19 protein-coding genes are annotated in these 18,611 nt (G+C 38.2%); 15 read left to right on the top strand and 4 right to left on the bottom strand.

Features of this window, described 5'->3' with window-relative positions; translation table 11 throughout:
• Positions 1-5: 5 nt before the first annotated feature.
• Both FMM05_RS11200 and FMM05_RS11205 read left to right on the top strand, forming a co-directional pair.
• A complete protein-coding gene (locus FMM05_RS11200) occupies positions 6-419 on the top strand; it encodes a thiol-disulfide oxidoreductase DCC family protein (RefSeq protein WP_143373470.1) in 414 nt (137 codons plus the stop codon).
• Positions 420-632: 213 nt separating this feature from the next.
• Positions 633-2,615 carry a S8 family serine peptidase gene (locus FMM05_RS11205; RefSeq protein WP_143373471.1) on the top strand — a complete coding sequence of 661 codons (1,983 nt, stop codon included), beginning with the start codon at positions 633-635 and terminating at the stop codon, positions 2,613-2,615.
• A 78-nt stretch (positions 2,616-2,693) separates the two neighbouring features.
• Here FMM05_RS11205 and FMM05_RS11210 read toward each other — a convergent pair whose 3' ends face one another.
• Both FMM05_RS11210 and FMM05_RS11215 read right to left on the bottom strand, forming a co-directional pair.
• Complete coding sequence (locus tag FMM05_RS11210; RefSeq protein ID WP_143373472.1) at positions 2,694-3,314, bottom strand: L-threonylcarbamoyladenylate synthase; 621 nt, start codon at positions 3,312-3,314, stop codon at positions 2,694-2,696.
• A gap of 110 nt (positions 3,315-3,424) precedes the next feature.
• Complete coding sequence (locus FMM05_RS11215) at positions 3,425-3,937, bottom strand: DUF6155 family protein (RefSeq protein WP_143373473.1); 513 nt, start codon at positions 3,935-3,937, stop codon at positions 3,425-3,427.
• A gap of 128 nt (positions 3,938-4,065) precedes the next feature.
• On the opposite strand from FMM05_RS11215, the gene FMM05_RS11220 reads away from it, so the two are divergent.
• The 3 genes from FMM05_RS11220 (at position 4,066) to FMM05_RS11230 (ending at position 6,104) form a co-directional block, all read left to right on the top strand.
• Positions 4,066-4,434, top strand: a complete 369-nt coding sequence (locus FMM05_RS11220) for a hypothetical protein (protein ID WP_143373474.1) — start codon at positions 4,066-4,068, stop codon at positions 4,432-4,434.
• A gap of 132 nt (positions 4,435-4,566) precedes the next feature.
• A complete protein-coding gene (locus FMM05_RS11225; RefSeq protein WP_143373475.1) occupies positions 4,567-4,854 on the top strand; it encodes a DUF3817 domain-containing protein in 288 nt (95 codons plus the stop codon).
• Positions 4,854-6,104: a mechanosensitive ion channel family protein gene (locus FMM05_RS11230; protein ID WP_143373476.1), complete on the top strand. Its 1,251-nt coding sequence runs from the start codon at positions 4,854-4,856 to the stop codon at positions 6,102-6,104. Before FMM05_RS11225 ends, FMM05_RS11230 begins: the two co-directional genes overlap by 1 nt.
• Here the strand turns inward: FMM05_RS11230 and holA are convergent.
• Positions 6,101-7,105 (bottom strand): DNA polymerase III subunit delta, encoded by a 1,005-nt coding sequence (gene holA / locus FMM05_RS11235; protein ID WP_143373477.1) that lies wholly within the window; start codon positions 7,103-7,105, stop codon positions 6,101-6,103. The two genes, FMM05_RS11230 and holA, sit on opposite strands and share 4 nt — an antisense overlap.
• A gap of 52 nt (positions 7,106-7,157) precedes the next feature.
• On the opposite strand from holA, the gene FMM05_RS11240 reads away from it, so the two are divergent.
• The 10 genes from FMM05_RS11240 to FMM05_RS11285 all read left to right on the top strand — a co-directional run bounded on the left by FMM05_RS11240 (position 7,158) and on the right by FMM05_RS11285 (position 17,479).
• A complete protein-coding gene (locus FMM05_RS11240) occupies positions 7,158-7,610 on the top strand; it encodes a type I restriction enzyme HsdR N-terminal domain-containing protein (protein ID WP_143373478.1) in 453 nt (150 codons plus the stop codon).
• Positions 7,607-8,593, top strand: coding sequence for a glycosyltransferase family 2 protein (locus FMM05_RS11245; protein ID WP_143373479.1), 987 nt, complete (start codon positions 7,607-7,609; stop codon positions 8,591-8,593). The genes FMM05_RS11240 and FMM05_RS11245 overlap by 4 nt, the downstream gene beginning before the upstream one ends.
• Positions 8,594-8,676: 83 nt before the next feature.
• The gene (locus tag FMM05_RS11250) at positions 8,677-9,510 is read left to right on the top strand and encodes an OmpA family protein (RefSeq protein ID WP_143373480.1); all 834 of its coding nucleotides are present in this window, start codon (positions 8,677-8,679) and stop codon (positions 9,508-9,510) included.
• A 97-nt stretch (positions 9,511-9,607) separates the two neighbouring features.
• Positions 9,608-10,363, top strand: coding sequence for a Rossmann-like and DUF2520 domain-containing protein (locus FMM05_RS11255; RefSeq protein ID WP_143373481.1), 756 nt, complete (start codon positions 9,608-9,610; stop codon positions 10,361-10,363).
• Positions 10,356-10,883 carry a KdsC family phosphatase gene (locus tag FMM05_RS11260; protein WP_143373482.1) on the top strand — a complete coding sequence of 176 codons (528 nt, stop codon included), beginning with the start codon at positions 10,356-10,358 and terminating at the stop codon, positions 10,881-10,883. Before FMM05_RS11255 ends, FMM05_RS11260 begins: the two co-directional genes overlap by 8 nt.
• 58 nt (positions 10,884-10,941) lie before the next feature.
• Positions 10,942-11,844: a geranylgeranylglycerol-phosphate geranylgeranyltransferase gene (locus tag FMM05_RS11265; RefSeq protein WP_143373483.1), complete on the top strand. Its 903-nt coding sequence runs from the start codon at positions 10,942-10,944 to the stop codon at positions 11,842-11,844.
• On the top strand, positions 11,831-12,415 hold the full coding sequence (locus tag FMM05_RS11270; RefSeq protein ID WP_143373484.1) for a Maf-like protein: 585 nt from the start codon (positions 11,831-11,833) through the stop codon (positions 12,413-12,415). Before FMM05_RS11265 ends, FMM05_RS11270 begins: the two co-directional genes overlap by 14 nt.
• A gap of 10 nt (positions 12,416-12,425) precedes the next feature.
• On the top strand, positions 12,426-12,953 hold the full coding sequence (locus tag FMM05_RS11275) for a mechanosensitive ion channel domain-containing protein (RefSeq protein WP_143373485.1): 528 nt from the start codon (positions 12,426-12,428) through the stop codon (positions 12,951-12,953).
• A 4-nt stretch (positions 12,954-12,957) separates the two neighbouring features.
• Positions 12,958-15,444 carry a PIG-L family deacetylase gene (locus tag FMM05_RS11280; protein WP_143373486.1) on the top strand — a complete coding sequence of 829 codons (2,487 nt, stop codon included), beginning with the start codon at positions 12,958-12,960 and terminating at the stop codon, positions 15,442-15,444.
• Between the two features lie 334 nt (positions 15,445-15,778).
• Complete coding sequence (locus tag FMM05_RS11285; protein ID WP_143373487.1) at positions 15,779-17,479, top strand: sodium:solute symporter; 1,701 nt, start codon at positions 15,779-15,781, stop codon at positions 17,477-17,479.
• Positions 17,480-17,995: 516 nt separating this feature from the next.
• Here the strand turns inward: FMM05_RS11285 and FMM05_RS11290 are convergent.
• Positions 17,996-18,487, bottom strand: coding sequence for a hypothetical protein (locus tag FMM05_RS11290; protein WP_143373488.1), 492 nt, complete (start codon positions 18,485-18,487; stop codon positions 17,996-17,998).
• Positions 18,488-18,611: the final 124 nt, after the last annotated feature.

Consider the following 18,611-nt stretch of genomic DNA (forward strand, 5'->3'; position numbering starts at 1 on the left):
GAAGTATGGAAAATTTACCAAAAGATAAAAAGATAATATTGTTTGATGGCGTTTGCAACCTTTGCGACGCCACCGTACAATTTATTATAAAGCACGATAAAAAAGATATCTTTAGGTTTGTACCTATACAAAGCGATCTTGGGCAGCAAATTATCCAACACATTGGTATTGATACTTTTAAAACCGATTCTATAATTTTATACGAACCCGGAAAGGCTTATTACTATAAAGCCCAGGCGGCTTTAAAAATAGCCACAGCTTTACGTGGAATTTTTAAACTAATGGGTATTTTTAATATTTTACCTAACGGATTATCCAATTCGGTTTACGATTATGTAGCTAAAAACCGCTATAAATGGTACGGCAAAAAAGACGAATGCATGATTCCCACACCCCAAATGAGGGCTAAATTTTTGTAAATATTGCGGATTTCCCGTAATATTTCGTCCGTCACAAAATGAGCTAATTTTGTTACATCACTTATTAAACTTTTGTTAAGAGTCTTTCAAATCCTGTGAAATTATTTTTTTTTAAATTAAATAAATATGCCACATCAATAGCTGTGCCGCTTTTTTTACAAAATTTTAACAATAATATTTCAATTAGATTTATCATAATCTTAAAATAATATTATGAAGAAATCTTACCTTATTATCGCGTTTGGGCTTGCAATTACAACTCAGGCCCAAACTCCACAAGAAGTTGCTAAAATAACTTCGGATTATGACATTCCCAAACTTACTGCACTAAGTAAGGATTTTAAAGCTTTAGCAGAAAAGGAGAAAGCCTCTGCTATGGTTCTTGCAAAACAAAACGGATGGCCAATTACCATACAAAACCCCGATGGGAGCTTTAGTGAGTTAATTAAAGTAATTGACGACGCACCTATATATTATTCAACAAGCAATGTTAACGCGGCAAGATCTACGCGAACAAATTTTTTAAACTCAGGCGGTGCATTAGGTACCAATTTAGATGGTAATAACATGAAAGTTCATGTTTGGGATGGCGGGGGTGTACGTAGCACACACCAGGAACTTACCGGTAGGGTAACTTATGGTGATTCACCCAATATAAGTATTCTATCTAACAATAATCATGCTACCCATGTTACAGGTACAATTATTGCAAAAGGCATAACTGCAATCGCCAAAGGCATGGCAACAAAAGCTTCGGCTACTACTTACGACTGGACCAATGATCTTAGCGAAGCTATGGCGGCTACAACAACCGGAATGCTGTTATCTAATCATTCTTATGGTATTGGTGAATCTCCGTCTAATCCAATTCCCGATTGGCTATTTGGAGCTTATAACGCTGATTCTAAGAATTGGGATTATGTAATGTACAATGCTCCTTACTATTTAATGGTTGCATCTGCAGGTAATGACGGTTTACAAAATTATAACGACACTCCATTAGCTCAGGGATATGATAAATTAACACATTTTAAAGTATCTAAAAACAGTCTTGTTGTAGCCAATGCGCAAGATGCTGTTATAGATAACAATGGTAAACTTATTTCTGTAAACATCAATAATACGAGTAGCCAGGGACCTACAGATGATCTAAGAATAAAACCCGATATTAGCGGTAATGGTACAGATGTGTATTCCACATACTATACTACTAATATCGCCTATGAAACGTTATCCGGTACATCTATGGCAGCTCCAAATGTAACTGGTACCTTATTACTGCTACAGGAGTACAGCCGCAATTTAAATGGGGTATTTATGAAAGCCGCCACGCTAAAGGGCCTTGCTATGCATACTGCAGATGATTTTAATGTCCAGGGGCCGGACGCTATTAGCGGATGGGGCTTGCTTAATGGATTAAAAGCTGCAAAAGCTATGTCTGGTAACGGTACTACAAGTATTGTAGATGAAAGGATACTTGCAAATAATGAGAGCTACTTTATAACGGTAAATTCCGATGGTGTAAGTCCGCTCGAAGCCTCAATTTCCTGGACGGATAAGCAGCCACCAAGCGTACAGGAAACGGCTTCAGACATAAATGAAAATACTCCAAAGCTAATGGAAGATCTTGATATCAGAATAATAAAAAATGCAACAACTTACTACCCGTATAAACTTTTAACTGCTACCACTAATGGCCTTGGAGATAATACAAGAGATCCTTTTGAAAAAGTTACAGTAAATAATGCATCAGGACAATATACAATATCCGTAAAGCATAAAGGTACTTTGATAGGTGCAAACAAAGCTTACTCTTTAATTATAACGGGAATAACCTCGCCTGTTAGTTCAGGTAAAATGGCTTTAGCTGATGATAAAAAAGAAACCGGCAATCAAAATGCCCAGATAATAACTGTAGGCGAAGCAGTTATAAATTCGGTTAACTCAAATTCCGGTTTTAATGCACTAACAATGTATCCTAACCCTACATCATCTTTAGTAACGCTAAACCTTGCGAATGGAAAAATAGTATCGTTATCAATTATGAGCATTGATGGGAAAATTGTAAATATCAAGATGATTGACGCTGCCACCACAGCAGATTTAGATGTTAGTATGTTAGAAAAAGGTATATACATTGTAGCTGTACAAACAAACGATGGAAAAACTTACAGCGAAAAATTGTTCATAAAATAATAATGATTATTTAGTACATATAAAGCCCTATGCGTTGCATAGGGCTTTATATTTAAAAGCTATATATATATATAATTGCTAAAAAATATCCGGGTCGCCTTTACCTTCCCTTACCACCACCGGCTCATCTCCCGAAAGATCGATAATTGTAGAGGCCACATTATCGCCATAACCGCCGTCAATTACCACATCTACAAGGTTTTGCCATTTCTCAAAGATCAATTCCGGGTCCGTTGAGTACTCAATTACTTCATCATCATCATAAATAGAGGTAGAAACTATAGGGTTACCTAAAAGCTTCACTATTTCTATGGCAATGTTGTTATCCGGCACACGGATACCTACCGTAGTTTTGTTTTTAAAAGCCTTGGGAAGGTTGTTGTTACCGGGTAAAATAAAGGTATAAGCGCCTGGTAAAGAGCGCTTAAGAATTTTAAAAGTAGCGGTATCAATTTGCTTTACGTAGTCGGATATATTACTCAGATCGCTGCATACAAACGAGAAGTTAGCCTTCTCCAGCTTGATGCCTTTTATCTTGGCAATCCGCTCTAAGGCTTTGGTATTGGTAATATCGCAGCCCAAACCATATACAGTATCAGTAGGATAGATAATTATACCGCCATCCTGCAATACCTTTACAACACGGGCAATCTCCTTCTCATTAGGGTTTTGAGGGTATATTTTTATAAACTGGGCCATAACAAAGTTCAGGGTTTAGGGTTCAAAGTTTGGGGTTGTAACTCATATTCATAAAGTTACGGCATATTAAGCAGGTACGAAAAGTATTAACAAATTTTAATACTTATGCGCTACTCAAAATTGTCGTAAATGCGCTCAAACTCCTTCATATTCTCCCATTTTTGGCGAAATGCCTCATTTTGAACGGCAGCAATACGCGCTTTAAAATTTGGCGCCATGCCGTTAGCCACCACATAGTCAACTACTTGCTTATATGAATTTAGCATGCTTTTATAGAATGAGCCATAGCGCATTTCGCGCTTAGCAGAGTATTTTTGGGCGGTTTCTATGTTAAACAGCATAATATCAGCCAGTACGAAAGGGTCTACGCCCAGCGTTAAAAAGTGTTTTATGTATTTTTGTGCTACAGACCGCCTTAGTTTAGGGCGTTTACTCTTCGTTGGGAAGTACTCATTGGCAATCTTAACCTTAGCTTCCTGCTCCAGCTTCTCCTCCTTAGGGTTAAATACAAAGTCGTAATAGGCCTTAACATCGGCAAATTTTTCGTACAGCGCCAGCAGCTGCTCCTCCAGGTCTTCCTTGGGTAAAGAAACGAGGTATTTTTTAAGGTTGCGTTTACTCATATTACCCCAAAATTAAGGGATAATTTGAGTGTTGCAATAAATTATAAAAAAAGATATTGAAAAAATATATAAAATACTATTTTTGCAATTCCTTAAATAAGTCGAAAAAAACTAAACTACCTTTTACTGTGGAAAATCCGAGTGCACAAAAACTGATCAATAAAATACAGCTTGACCTGTTTAAAAAAGGTTTTGATGCGGAAGTATTGATAGCCGACCTTAAAAAATTACGCGAGTATTCGCTGGAAGAGCAAAACCCAGTGTTAACTAAAGCTATACGCTTAACGTATGAGCACCTGGAGGCAAACGGAGCTTTGCTTATCCCTATCCCTGATGATGAGCCTTTAGAAGAAGGTGAAGAAGCTACACCAGCTGCCACTCCTACCGAGAACGATCTTGATAGCCTTGAATATTTAATTTCGCTTTTTAGCGATCTTAGCCATAAAAATAACCTGTTAGACCTTAAAGAATACAACAAAGCGTTCCTTGCTTTTTAGTAACTTATAAGTTCTTACAAGATCTAAAGCCGTTTGTTTACAAGCGGCTTTTTTATTTGCGTAATTTCCTGCTTATAGTGCATTATCAAAACCATGTCTTACTTACCTTTGCAAAAATTTTAAAAATTCATTATGGTTCGTTTCTTTAAAATAATAGCAACCCTGGAGGGTATTTCTTTGCTTATATTGTTCTTTATAGCCATGCCGCTAAAGTATTTTTTTGATACGCCTGAGTTTATACGCCCGGCGGGAATGGCACACGGCGTACTTTTTATAGGGTATGTTGTGTTGGCTTTTATGCTAAAAATGGAACAGGAGTGGCCGGTTAAAAAGCTGCTTATTGTATTGTTAGCTTCTGTTGTGCCGTTTGGCACTTTTTACATTGAGTGGAAATACTTTGGCAAGCAGCAGAACAGCTAATGAAAGAAAAGGAATATAACTGGCTGTACACCATTTTAAGGGATATGGATTTTAGCCGTACAACATCGTTGTATGCTAACCTTATCTTTAACCTTATTGTTATTGCAATTATTACAATAATCATAGATAAGGTTGCCAAAAAAGTGCTGGTTGTGGTAATGAATCTTATTGCCCGTAAAACAAAAACATCGTTTGATGATTTTGTTGTGCAAAATAAAACGCCACAGTATGTTGCCCACTTAATACCGCTTGTGTTTATTTATAAGGTGGTACCGTTGGCCTTAAAATCATTTACCTACTGGGAATATGTCTTTTCTAAGGGTATTACAGCTTTTATATTATTGCTTAGCCTCTGGATCATCCGCAGTATATTTAACTCGCTTAGAGACTACCTAAAACTGCAACCAGACTATAATGATAAACCTATTGACAGCTACATACAGGTTGTCATGATCATGCTATGGATATTTGCTATTACAGCAATAGTGCTTATTCTCTTTAATACCTCTATGACGGCGCTTATCAGTACTTTTGGTGCTATTTCTGCCTTAGTAATTGTTATCTTTAAAGATACTATCCTGGGTTTGGTGGCCAGCATTCAGGTTACGATAAATGACATTGTAAGAATTGGCGACTGGATAACTATTGAGAAATTTGGTGCCGATGGCGATGTTATAGAAATTAACCTTGCAACCGTTAAGGTTAGGAATTTTGATAACACCACCACAACTATACCTACGTACAGCCTTATATCCGACTCTTTTAAGAACTGGCGCGGTATGCTGGATTCTGACGGCAGGCGCATTAAGCGCCATATTCTTATAAAAGCCAATAGTGTACGCTTTTTACACGAAAGTGAGTTAGCCGACCTGAAAAAAATTCAACTTATATCAGATTACCTCGATAACCGAAAAGCTGATATTGATAAATATAATGAACAGAATAATATAGATAAGGCTTTATCTATTAATGGGCGCAACCTTACTAATTTAGGTGTTTTTAGAAAGTACATTACCAGTTATATAGAAAAGCACCCGGGGGTTAATAAGGACATGAACATTATGTGCCGCCACCTTCAACCAACCGAGAAAGGCATTCCTATTGAAATTTATGTATTTACAAGCGATAAGCGCTGGATAAACCACGAGTACATTATGGCCGATATTTTTGACCATATAATTGCGTCGGTAGCATATTTTGATCTTGAAATATTCGAATTACCTACCGGTAAAGGATATGTAGATGCCTAATTAAATATTTTATACAGCATTTCCCTTAGCAAATCAGCCTGTGATACGGCATTAGCCCCTACCCCTTTACTCTTAACATCAATATCCCTTAACGCGCCTACAATAGCGCTCACTTTTCGCATAGGGTAATTGCGTAATGCAATATCATAATCCTTTACAAAAAACGGATTTACCTTTAGCATTTTAGCTACGTTAGCGGGGTTTTTATCCTTCAATCCATGGTACTGCAAAAGTTGAGAGAAAAACCCAAACACGAGCCCTACGGTCATTACCAAGGGGTTATCTTTAGGGTTATTGGCAAAGTAATCGGCAATTTTATACGCTTTAAGCTGATTCTTTTCGCCAATGGCTTTACGCAGCTCAAACACATTATAATCTTTACTGATGCCTATATTATCTTCTATTAACTTAGGTGTGATAGTGCTGCCGGCAGGTAAAATAATGGCAAGTTTATCAAGTTCATTGCTAATTTTACCCAAATCATTCCCTAAAAATTCCACCAGCATGGCAGCTGCTTTAGGCTCAATACTATAATTTTTACCGGCAAGTACGCGCTTAATCCAGTCGCCCACCTGGTTTTCATATAATTTTTTACTTTCAAAAACAACACCTGCTTTATCTAAAAGCTTGGTAACTTTTTTACGCTTATCCAGCGTTTTATATTTGTAGGCAAAAACGAGCACCGTTGTAGGCTGAGGGTTTTCGGCATAGCTTTCCAGTTTTTCTATTGTGCGCGATAGTTCCTGGGCTTCCTTAACAATAACCACCTGCCTGTCGGCCATCATAGGGTAGCGTTTGGCATTAGATATAACATCCTCTATAGTTACATCCTTACCATAAAGCACCATTTGGTTAAAGCCTTTTTCTTCTTCGGTTAAAATGTTATTTTCAATATATTCGGTAAGCTTATCAATATAATAAGGCTCCTCGCCCATTAAAAAATAAATGGGCTTTATATTGCCCTGCTTTATCTCGTTTACAATTTTTACAACTTCGTCCACTATACTACTATTAAATTTTAGCATACAACTTCAAAAAAATTAACTTTGCACTATGCAAAAGCTCAATTTTCCGGAGTATATATTCCGTTTCAAAAATAGTGAAAATAAGGTAGCTATATTTGATGAAATACGTAAAAAGTTTATCCAGCTTACGCCCGAAGAATGGGTACGCCAGCATGTAGTACACTTTTTATTAATAGAGAAAAACTTTCCTAAGTCGCATGTAAATGTCGAAAAGATTGTTAAAATAAATGGTTTGAATAAACGGTACGATATTGTTGTATTTAAACCAGATGGGTCTATTTTTTTAGTGGTTGAATGTAAGGCACCGGAAGTAAAAATATCGCAGGCAGTGTTTGATCAGATTGCACGTTATAACATGACTTTAAATTCGGTACACCTTATGGTTACTAACGGGCTTAATCATTACTTTTGCCAGATGGACCATGAGGCCGAGCAGTATATTTTTCTGCCCGATGTGCCTGCTTACACACCTACACTATGAAAAGCATTGCTGTTGTAATACTTAACTGGAATGGTAAAAGGCTGCTTGAACAGTTTTTGCCCTCTGTAGTTACCCACTCCCCCGAAGCTATAATTTACGTGGCAGATAATGCCTCTACCGATGACTCTATAGCTTACCTGCAACAGGCCTGGCCGCAGATAAAGATTATTAAAAATGCGGGTAATTATGGCTTTGCAAAAGGCTATAACGAAGCCCTGCAATTTGTGGAAGAAGATATTTATGCACTTGTTAACAGCGATGTAGAAGTTACCGCCGGATGGTTGCAACCTATTATTGATAAATTTGAGCAGGATAATGAGGTGGCAATTATTCAGCCTAAGATATTAGATTATAAAAACAAAACCTTTTTTGAGTATGCCGGTGCTGCCGGTGGCTATTTAGATAAATATGGTTTCCCGTTTTGCAGGGGCAGGATATTTGACACAGTAGAAGAAGATATACGGCAATACGATAATGAGGTAGATATTTTATGGGCATCCGGTGCCTGTTTTTTTATTAGGAAAGACATTTACCGTGCACTTAAGGGTTTTGATGAAGACTTTTTTGCACATATGGAAGAAATAGACCTTTGCTGGAGGGCTTTTAATAAGAACCATAAAGTAATATTTTGTCCGCAATCGGTCATTTATCATGTAGGTGGCGCTACACTTAATAGTACTAATCCACACAAAACATTTTTGAATTTCAGAAACTCGTTGTGGATGCTTACAAAGAACTTACCCGCAGGAAAATTATTCCCAATTATATTTGTCAGGCTGGCAATGGACGGAATGGCATGTGTAAGATTTTTAATGCAGGGAAAACCGGCGCACACGTGGGCAATCCTCAAATCGCACTTTTACTATTTCTTAAAATTATTTTACTTTCTAAACAAAAGAGAATCAAAACACTACAGTAATTATTACAAAATAAACAGCATTACTTACAAATATTTTGTTAAAAACGGCAAGGTGTTTGATTAACTATTTAACAATAGTTTATAGATATAGACGTTAGTAATTTTGAGATTAATAGTAATTTTGTTAAAATTTTAAATCAGTAACTTATGAAAAGAAGCATTTTAATACTTTCGCTAGCAGCTTTGACGCTGGGTTCGTGCGGATCTAAGAAAAAGATCGCCGAGCTGGAAGCTAAGAACAAGGAGATCCAGGATCTGCTAAATTCTGCAACTGTTAAACTAAATACCTGCCTTGCAGAGAAAGATGGTTTAACACAGCGTATTGATGATCTAAAAAATACCAATACAGATCTTATCAATACAAGAGACCAGATTACAACGCTATCTTCTAAGGGAGCAGCAAATCTTGAGAAATCTTTAGAAAGCCTAAAAGAGAAAGACCTTAAAATAACAAGGCTTCAGGATGCACTTACCCGTAAAGACTCTGTAACCATTGCATTAGTTACAAGTATTAAACGTGCCGTAGGTGTTAACGACCCGGATATTGAGGTAAACGTAGAAAAAGGCGTGGTTTACATCTCTATTGCTGATAAACTATTATTTAAAAGTGGTAGCTATGACGTAACTGACAGGGCTAAAGAAATTTTAGGTAAAGTTGCTAAGATCGTTCAGGACAAACCAGATTTTGAATGTATGGTAGAAGGTCATACTGATAATGTGCCTATTAAAAACACTGTACTTATAGATAACTGGGATTTAAGTGTTAAACGTGCTACATCTATTGTAAGGATTTTACAAAAAGACTTTGGTATAGATCCTAAACGTTTAGTAGCATCAGGCCGTGGCGAGTATATTCCTTTAGACAGCAACACGTCTCCTGAAGGCAGGGCTAAAAACAGAAGGACGAGAATACTTGTACTTCCTAAAATCGACCAGTTTTACGACATGATCGAAAAAGAAATGAAAAACCAGACTAAGTAATTAGTTAATATACCAAAAGGGCGGCCGTAACAACGAGCCGCCCTTTTTTATACCCACCGGTTAAAAACTCCCGTTTTATTTTTATAATTTAGCCACCATGTTACAAGTTGTTATTATAGGTTCGGGTAATGTGGCGCAGCATCTCATAAAAGCATTCGCGAATAATGCAAATGCTAAGCTTGTGCAGGCATTTGCACGCCATCCGCAGGACCTGGAGCATCTGCTTCCGGCAACGGCCATAACAAGTTCCTACGATACTATTACAGAGGCAGATATTTACATTATCGCAGTAAAAGATGATGCCATTGCACACATATCATCGCAATTACCTTTTACCGGCAGGCTTGTAGTACATACTTCGGGCAGCAGCGGTTTGGATCAGCTGGACAATAAAAACCGGCGCGGGGTGTTTTATCCGTTGCAAACGTTCTCAAAAAATAAAGAGATAGACTTTAGCGTTGTCCCTCTGTGCCTTGAAATCGAAAAGGAAATGGACTATCAAACTTTAGAAGATCTGGCAAAAGGCTTATCTGAAAGTATTTACAATATTGATTCAGAACAAAGAAAAGCCCTGCATGTAGCCGCGGTATTTGTAAATAATTTTACCAACCATATGTATGCTATTGGTGGCGAAATTTGTAGCCAAAATAACATACCGTTTGATATATTGGGTCCGCTGATTCAGGAAACAGCCGACAAAATAAATACACTGACGCCAAAAGAAGCACAAACAGGCCCTGCCATAAGGCACGACGGGCAAACGATACAAAAACACCTGGATTTTCTTGAAAAAGAAAACCATAAAGAGTTATATACATTAATTACCCAATCGATACAACAAACAAATGAGTAAGAGCTATAAAGAGCTGATGAACGATATTACCACATTTATTTTTGATGTGGACGGCGTACTTACAGATGGTACCATACACATTGCACCTAATGGTGAAATGCTGCGCAACATGAACATTCGCGACGGCTATGCCATGAAGGCCGCCGTAGAGCACGGTTATACGGTATGTATAATATCGGGCGGATTAAATGAGGGCGTTCGCATAAGGCTGCGTAACCTGGGCATTACCGATATTTACCTGGGCGTGCCTAACAAAGTGGAGACTTTTGATGAGTTTACCGACATTTACAATATTAAACCGGAACAGGTGTTGTACATGGGAGACGATATCCCTGATTACCATGTTATGAAGCTCGTAGGCCTGCCTACCTGCCCTCAGGATGCTGCTCCGGAAATTAAAGAACTGAGCAAATACATATCGCACAAAAATGGCGGAACCGGCTGCGTGCGCGATGTAATAGAGCAGGTTATGAAGGTTCAGGGCAAATGGATGGAACACTTTAATGCACGGTACGATTAAATTCCAAAATAGAAATTTCAAATAACAAACCTTACATAAAACGATTTATCAGTAACGAATGAAGTTTTTAAAATTAATAGGATTCCCAAATTTACTATTGCTGGCTTTTGGCATGTTTGTTTTTAAATACGGCTTTTTAGACCATCAGGAAAATTTGCAGTTAGCAATAAATAACTTGCAGTATGCACTTATGGTCCTTGCCTGTGTACTTATAGCAGCGGGCGGATTTTTTATGAACAACATTTTTGGTTTCGGTAAAGACGAACATCCTGAAATTACTGAAGCTAAAGGTTATAATTTTTACGCAGCGTTTACGGTTGTGGGTATAGGGTTAGGATATTATATTGCCGATTTTGTAGGCAAACCGTTTTTTACGGGTGTATTCATCATCGGTGCAGCATTGTTTTATATCTATGCTACCAGTTTAAAAGCTACTATTATTGTGAGCAATATTATTATAGCGGCTGTAATTGCTTTACCCATATTAACTATAGGGGTATTTACCCTATACCCTATCCTTAATAACGACAATCACATCCAGATAGCAACAATATTCGATGTGCTTTTAGATTACGCCATTTTTACATTTGTAATAGGCTTGATACTTACTTTTGTAAACGACCTTGCTAATATTGATGCTGATTATAACAATGGCGTTACCACTTTACCTATTGTGTTAGGCAGGGCAAGGACTATGAAAATAGTAATTGGGCTAACAATAATTCCGATAGCGCTGTTGCTGTATTACACACAGTCGTATATAATAGACCTTACGTTTGCACTTGGTTTCGGGTTGCTTTTCATCCTGGGTCCGCTTGTGTATTTCCTTATAAAACTTTGGAGTGCAGTAAACGAAAAAGAATTCAGGCACCTTGAAGTGGTACTTAAACTTATATTGCTTTTTACCGCTGTATCATTGTCAGTTATAACTTTTAATATAAATTACAATGTTAAGGGATAAATTAAAAAACTATAAACTTATACTGGCTTCAGGATCGCCCAGGAGGCAACAGTTTTTGCGCGAGCTTGATGTTGATTTTGAAATACGGCTTAAAGATGTAGAGGAGATCTACCCCGAAAACTTACAGGGAGCTGAAATAACCGATTTTCTTGCCAAACTTAAAGCCGATGCGTTAGAAGACAGCCTTAGTAATGATGAAATAGCCATTACGAGCGATACCATTGTATGGCATGAAAATAAAGCACTTGGCAAGCCTAAAGATTATGATGATGCCTTTGCCATGTTACAATCGTTATCAGGTAAAACGCATGAGGTTATTACATCGGTATGCATAAAAAATGCCGGTGAAGCCAATGTATTTAACGAAACCACGAGGGTAACATTTAATACGTTATCTGATGACGAAATAAAATATTACTTGGATAACTACAAGCCTTTTGATAAGGCCGGTTCGTACGGCATACAGGAATGGATAGGCCTTGTTGCCATTGCCCATATAGATGGATCCTATGCCAATGTTGTGGGCATGCCGGTAGACAAAGTTTACCAATATTTGAGTAAATTCGCGTAAAGCATACTGAATGGAAAAATTTGAATATTCCTTAGAATTATGGCGCACCGGTATTGTACTGGTGGTGTTTATAATCCTAAATTTTATAATTACCAAGCTTACCAAGCGCTATGCAAAGGCATCGCATCTATCAGAGCATCGTACCAATCTTATAGCCAAATACATAGATTTTTTAATGTTCGGCCTTTTTTGCGTGGTGATAATTGCCGTATGGGGTTCTAAATCAACCGATGTATTTACATTTATTGGTACGGCATTAACCATTATAGGTGTTGCTTTTTTTGCGCAGTGGTCCATCCTCAGTAATATTACATCAGGCATTATACTGTTCTTTACATTCCCTTTCCGCATAGGCGATGTAATCCGCGTTCACGATAAAGATTTCCCTATAGAGGCCCAGATAGAAGACATCAAAGCATTCCATACTTTACTTCGCACCCGCGAAGGCGAGCTAATTACCTACCCCAACAGCCTCCTTTTGCAAAAAGGCGTGAGCATTGTGCCTATAAAACAGGAAGACAAAGAATTTTACGATTAAAGCCATGCAAAACAAATTTATATACTTCTTACTCTTTTGCAATACCCTTTGCTACGCACAGCCCGAAAAGCCTACATCGGCAGAGATTTACCATAGGCTGGAAAAGCTGAACTTTTTAGGATCGGTACTTTATATAGCCGCCCACCCTGATGATGAGAACAACGAGCTGATATCTTATTTAGCGAACGACACCAAGGCCCGCACCGGCTATCTTGCCCTTACACGTGGCGATGGTGGCCAAAACCTTATTGGGCTTGAATTGCGGGAACTACTTGGCGTTATCCGTACACAGGAACTTATAGAAGCCCGTAATATTGATGGTGGCGAGCAGTTTTTTAGCCGTGCCAACGATTTTGGATTCTCTAAAATGCCCGATGAAACCTTGCAAATATGGAACAAAAAGGAAGTTTTGCAGGACATGGTATGGGTTATCCGCCAGTTTGAACCCGATGTTATCATAACCCGTTTTGACCACCGTTCGCCGGGATCTACACACGGGCATCACACCTCTTCGGCCATGCTTACACAAGAGGCTTACGACCTTGCAGCCGATAAAAATTATGAGCCGGAGCAACTAAAATACAATACCATATGGCAGCCCAAACGTGTATTCTTTAACGTATCATGGTGGTTTTTTGGCGGTAAAGACAAATTTGATAAGGTTGATAAATCAAAATACATAAACCTGCAAACCGGTACTTATTTTCCGCTTTTAGGAAAATCCAACCAGGAAATTGCCGCCCTTAGCCGCAGCAGGCATAAATCGCAGGGCTTTGGCTCAACCGGAGAGCGCGGCGACGATATGGAGTACCTGGAGCTTATTAAAGGTGACATTCCTAAAGACAAGCAAAATCTTTTTGAAGGCATAGATACATCGTGGAACCGTGTTAAAGGCGGCAAAGCTATTGGCGATGCGGTTACAGCGGTATTAAAAAGCTACGATTTTAAAAATCCGGCAGCATCTGTTCCGGCATTAGTAAAAATATATTCGCAGATAAATAATCTGGAGAATGGCTACTGGAAAACCCAGAAGCTAAAAGAAATTAGAGAGCTTATTGCACAATGCAGCGGCTTATATTTAGAAGCCGTGGCAGAGCAGCAATCTGCAACTCCCAGCAGCAAGCTTAAAGTTAAATGGGAGGCCATTAACCGTAGCGCTATTGCCATGAGCCTGAAATCGCTAACGGTTCAGCCTGAAAATGCTGTTATCAGTCAGAACCTTCCGTTAGCTAATAATATTGGGCAAAACAATACACTTGATGTTTTGCTGCCAAAAACACTGGCGTTTACATCGCCTTACTGGCTTACCGAAAAAGGTACTGCGGGCATGTATACGGTAAACGACCTTCATAAAATTGGAAAGGCCGATATCATAAGGGAAATGGCAGTTACATTTACCGTAGATATTGCCGGAGTACAGATTCCGTTTGAGCGAATGGTAAGTTATAAATTTAACGACCCTGTGGCAGGCGAAGTGTACCAGCCGTTGGATATAATCCCTGCTGTAACAACCCGCATACTCAACAAAGTACAGTTGTTTACCACTACTAAGTCGCAATCCATAAGCATTAAAATAAAAGCCGGCAAAGAAAACGCTAAGGGCAGCCTTAGGTTTGAATTGCCACAAGGATGGAAGGTTACGCCTGCCTCGATTCCGTTCGACCTGAAAAATAAAGGCAGTGAAACCATTGTGAGTTTTGAGGTTACGCCTCCCGATGCGCCATCTGAAGTTACAGGAAAAAGCATCGCAAACATTGATGGCGAAGATTTTGACAGGGAGCAGACCATCATTAATTACCCACATATTGACGCACAAAATGTGTTACTGCCTTCAACAGCTAAATTTACAAGGGCCGACCTGAAAACTAAAGGCGAAAATATTGCTTATGTTATGGGTGCGGGCGATAATATACCGGAAAGCCTGAGGCAGATGGGCTATAATGTTTCGGTTCTTAAAACCACTGATATATCGGCGGAAAGCCTTGCTAATTATGATGCCGTTATTATGGGCATACGTGCCTACAACGTACTTGAAGACCTGGCGTTTAAGCAGCAAGTGCTTTTTAATTATGTAAATAATGGTGGTACCATGATAGTGCAGTACAATACTACGGGTGCGCTTACCGTTAAAGATGTTGCCCCTTACCCACTTCGCATTTCGCGCGAGCGTGTTACAGAGGAAGATGCAAAAATAACATTTCTGGACGCAACCAACAGGCTGTTAAACTATCCTAATAAGATAACAGCTAATGATTTTAAGGGCTGGGTGCAGGAACAGGGTTTGTACTACCCGGATGAATGGGGTAAGGAGTTTGTGCCGGTATTGTCGTCGCACGATAAAGGTGAAGACGATAAAAAAGGCGGACTGTTAATAGCGAAGTACGGAAAAGGGTATTACATTTATACCGGCTTAAGCTTCTTTAGGGAGTTGCCGGAAGGTGTTTCCGGCGCGTACAGGCTTATGGCGAATATGATAGCTGCGGGACAATAATACAGTGGATTTGTTAATGCAGGGATTCGGTTATTTGAGGATTCGGTTATTTGATTGACAAGATTCACCACAAATAACCAGATAACCAGATAACCAAATTAACGCATTAACACAAGTTGATTTTGGTAGTAGCGACAAATTACCGCATTGCCACATTAACAAATCCACTAAAAATTCTGTAACAAAACAAAAGAATACAAGTCTTATAAAGAGATATAGCAAACAGGTATGAAAGATAATCCAACTTCATGGAAAAAAAGTTACTCGCTGGTGCTGCTGCTCAATATTATATATATAGTGCTGTTTTATTTTTTAATGCAAATATATTCGTAGCATGCAGTTAATAGACTGGATCATACTTTCTGCCACGCTCATTTTTATTGTTGCCTATGGTGCATTAAAAACACGCGGCAGTAAAAACGTAGAAGAATACATATTAGGCAGCAACGAAACCCCTTGGTGGACAGTGGGACTATCGGTTATGGCTACCCAGGCCAGTGCCATTACATTTCTTTCAACACCCGGCCAGGCCTACCATGACGGTATGGGCTTTGTGCAGTTTTACTTTGGTATGCCGCTGGCAATGGTAATCATCTGCATTACATTTATACCCATATACCACAGGCTTAAGGTTTTTACCGCTTACGAATTTTTAGAGCAGCGCTTTGATGTTAAAACACGTACCCTGGCATCTATCTTATTTATGATACAGCGCGGTTTAGGTACTGGCCTAACCATTTATGCCCCTGCCATTATACTATCATCACTCTTAGGGTGGAATCTTAACGTAATGAACCTTGTAATAGGCGTTATGGTTATAATCTATACCGTTTCGGGTGGTACGCGTGCGGTAAACGTTACCCAAAAGCAACAAATGTTTGTTATTATGGGCGGTATGATCATCACGTTTTTTATTATCCTTAGTTACCTGCCCGAAGAACTCAGCTTTAATAACGCCCTGCATATTGCCGGTGCTAATGACAAGTTGAATATATTAGAATTTTCTCTTGATCCTGAAAAACGTTATACCATCTGGAGTGGACTTGCCGGTGGTTTGTTCCTCTTCCTTTCTTATTTTGGGACAGACCAAAGCCAGGTACAGCGTTATTTATCGGGTAAATCTATCCGCGAAAGCCAGATGGGACTTATAATGAACGGCCTTTTAAAAGTGCCTATGCAGTTTTTTATATTGTTAATTGGGGTTATGGTGTTCGTGTTTTTCCAGTTCCACTCGGCTCCCCTGCATTTTAACCCAAACAATACACAAAGCATAAACAACTCGCAATACAAAGGCGAATATAATAAACTGGAAAAACAACTGGACATACTGGCTGTTGAGAAAAAAGAGATAAGTATGCTCTACGTAAACCAGCTCAACCAGGATTATGATAATAAAGAGTTGCACAATCGGATGATTGCGCTTAATACCCGCGAAAAAGATCTGCGTGACCAAGCAAAAGACCTTATAAGCCAGGTTGATAAAACAGCCGAAACCAATGATAAAGATTACGTATTTCTGTACTTTATCTTAAACTTTTTACCGAAGGGTATGATAGGACTACTTTTGGCAGTTATTATCTCTGCAGCAATGTCGTCATCAGCATCGGGGTTGAATGCACTGGCATCTACCACCGCTATAGATATTTACAAACGTAACGTTAAAGGCGAAAAATCAGAAAAGCACTTTGTAAATGCCGCCAAAATATTTACCTTATTTTGGGGCGTAGTGGCTATACTATTTGCCTGTATAGGTACTATGTTTGAGAATCTTATACAGTTGGTAAATATTATAGGGTCAATATTTTATGGCACGGTACTGGGCATCTTCCTTGTAGCATTTTATATTAAGTACATTAAGGCACAAGCAATATTTATTGGTGCAACGCTAAGCCAGTTATGCATATTTTATATTTATTATAAAGATGTAGTTAGCTTTTTATGGCTCAATATTATTGGTGCAGTACTCACCATAATCATATCATCACTATTGCAATTTACTATAAATAATACATCTGTTAAGGCAGAGGAACTATAATCAGAGAGGTTTAAATCCATCTCTGCCTTTAGATTAGCAACATAAAAAAGAGGCTATCCTAAAACGGATGGCCTCTTTATTTTTAGATTGTATGACTTAATTATTATAAACGTATCCTAAATTTGTTATGTATCCTTGATATAACAGGACGGTTAAGAATAATGCCCGTGATGCATATAAGCATCAAAATAATAATCATAGTAAAGTAAATAAACCCTGCAAAAGTACTTAAGTCGGGAAAATCTGAAATAAGGAAAAAGAGCGTTGCTGTGAAGGTTATCACACAAAAAATAAGGCTTAAAAGTCGCATAGTCATTGTAGTTTAATGTTGCATGGAAAATAAAACAGATAAAAAAAGGACCCAAGAAGGATCCTGTTTTAAGATTTATTATCTTTCATGATAAATAAAACGTAGTTTCATTCATTATAAAAAACATGAAGGGCTTAACCCTTAGCGCTTTACTTTTTATAAAGGTAAGAAAAAATGTATTTAAGTATGTTAAATTATTAAAATTATTACTGACGGTTTTTGTAAGCCGTAGTCATACTAAAAATTTTATTAAAGTAGTTGTCAAGGCATAAAAGGTCGGCATCAGATTTGCCACCACTTTTAATTACACCTTTATCTGTAAGAAATTTTTCAGCACCCATCGGCTGGGCATGTTTCTTTTTAGCTGTCTTTTTAAGGAATATAAGGTTGCTTATTGTTACCCTGTATTTGCCTTCCCTTAACTCAATTTCAAAATCAAAGCTAAAGTCGTCTTTTAAAAAGTCTGATGTGCCCGGACAGGTATTTTTAAGCTCGGTACCGGTGCCTTTATAAACACCACCTTCAGATGATGTAATTTTTAGGCGCACGTGCCTGGAAATAATGGCCGGAATATTAGTTTCCTCACTAATAAAAACATTTTCCCATATAAGCTTTTCATTGCTAATAATAAAACTATTAGCCTGGCTAAAACCGGACAACGAGCACAGGAGTAACAGCAGTAAAGCAATTTTTTTCATCGCTAATAAAAAGTTTATATATTGGCTTAAAACCGTACCAAAGATAAATATTTTTTTAAGCTGCAATGCAAAATTTCCTTACAATTAAATACCAATTTCATTACAATATTCATCATATAAATTG

The organism is Flavobacterium zepuense, assembly GCF_007097145.1.
Classification (GTDB): domain Bacteria; phylum Bacteroidota; class Bacteroidia; order Flavobacteriales; family Flavobacteriaceae; genus Flavobacterium; species Flavobacterium zepuense.

Excerpts from the sequence above, each read along its gene's own strand:
- FMM05_RS11200 (WP_143373470.1), top strand. The coding sequence starts at position 6 with ATGGAAAATTTACCAAAAGATAAAAAGATAATATTGTTTGATGGCGTT.
- FMM05_RS11205 (WP_143373471.1), top strand. The coding sequence starts at position 633 with ATGAAGAAATCTTACCTTATTATCGCGTTTGGGCTTGCAATTACAACT.
- FMM05_RS11210 (WP_143373472.1), bottom strand. The coding sequence starts at position 3,314 with ATGGCCCAGTTTATAAAAATATACCCTCAAAACCCTAATGAGAAGGAG.
- FMM05_RS11215 (WP_143373473.1), bottom strand. The coding sequence starts at position 3,937 with ATGAGTAAACGCAACCTTAAAAAATACCTCGTTTCTTTACCCAAGGAA.
- FMM05_RS11225 (WP_143373475.1), top strand. The coding sequence starts at position 4,567 with ATGGTTCGTTTCTTTAAAATAATAGCAACCCTGGAGGGTATTTCTTTG.
- FMM05_RS11230 (WP_143373476.1), top strand. The coding sequence starts at position 4,854 with ATGAAAGAAAAGGAATATAACTGGCTGTACACCATTTTAAGGGATATG.
- FMM05_RS11240 (WP_143373478.1), top strand. The coding sequence starts at position 7,158 with ATGCAAAAGCTCAATTTTCCGGAGTATATATTCCGTTTCAAAAATAGT.
- FMM05_RS11245 (WP_143373479.1), top strand. The coding sequence starts at position 7,607 with ATGAAAAGCATTGCTGTTGTAATACTTAACTGGAATGGTAAAAGGCTG.
- FMM05_RS11250 (WP_143373480.1), top strand. The coding sequence starts at position 8,677 with ATGAAAAGAAGCATTTTAATACTTTCGCTAGCAGCTTTGACGCTGGGT.
- FMM05_RS11255 (WP_143373481.1), top strand. The coding sequence starts at position 9,608 with ATGTTACAAGTTGTTATTATAGGTTCGGGTAATGTGGCGCAGCATCTC.
- FMM05_RS11260 (WP_143373482.1), top strand. The coding sequence starts at position 10,356 with ATGAGTAAGAGCTATAAAGAGCTGATGAACGATATTACCACATTTATT.
- FMM05_RS11265 (WP_143373483.1), top strand. The coding sequence starts at position 10,942 with ATGAAGTTTTTAAAATTAATAGGATTCCCAAATTTACTATTGCTGGCT.
- FMM05_RS11270 (WP_143373484.1), top strand. The coding sequence starts at position 11,831 with ATGTTAAGGGATAAATTAAAAAACTATAAACTTATACTGGCTTCAGGA.
- FMM05_RS11275 (WP_143373485.1), top strand. The coding sequence starts at position 12,426 with ATGGAAAAATTTGAATATTCCTTAGAATTATGGCGCACCGGTATTGTA.
- FMM05_RS11280 (WP_143373486.1), top strand. The coding sequence starts at position 12,958 with ATGCAAAACAAATTTATATACTTCTTACTCTTTTGCAATACCCTTTGC.
- FMM05_RS11285 (WP_143373487.1), top strand. The coding sequence starts at position 15,779 with ATGCAGTTAATAGACTGGATCATACTTTCTGCCACGCTCATTTTTATT.
- FMM05_RS11290 (WP_143373488.1), bottom strand. The coding sequence starts at position 18,487 with ATGAAAAAAATTGCTTTACTGCTGTTACTCCTGTGCTCGTTGTCCGGT.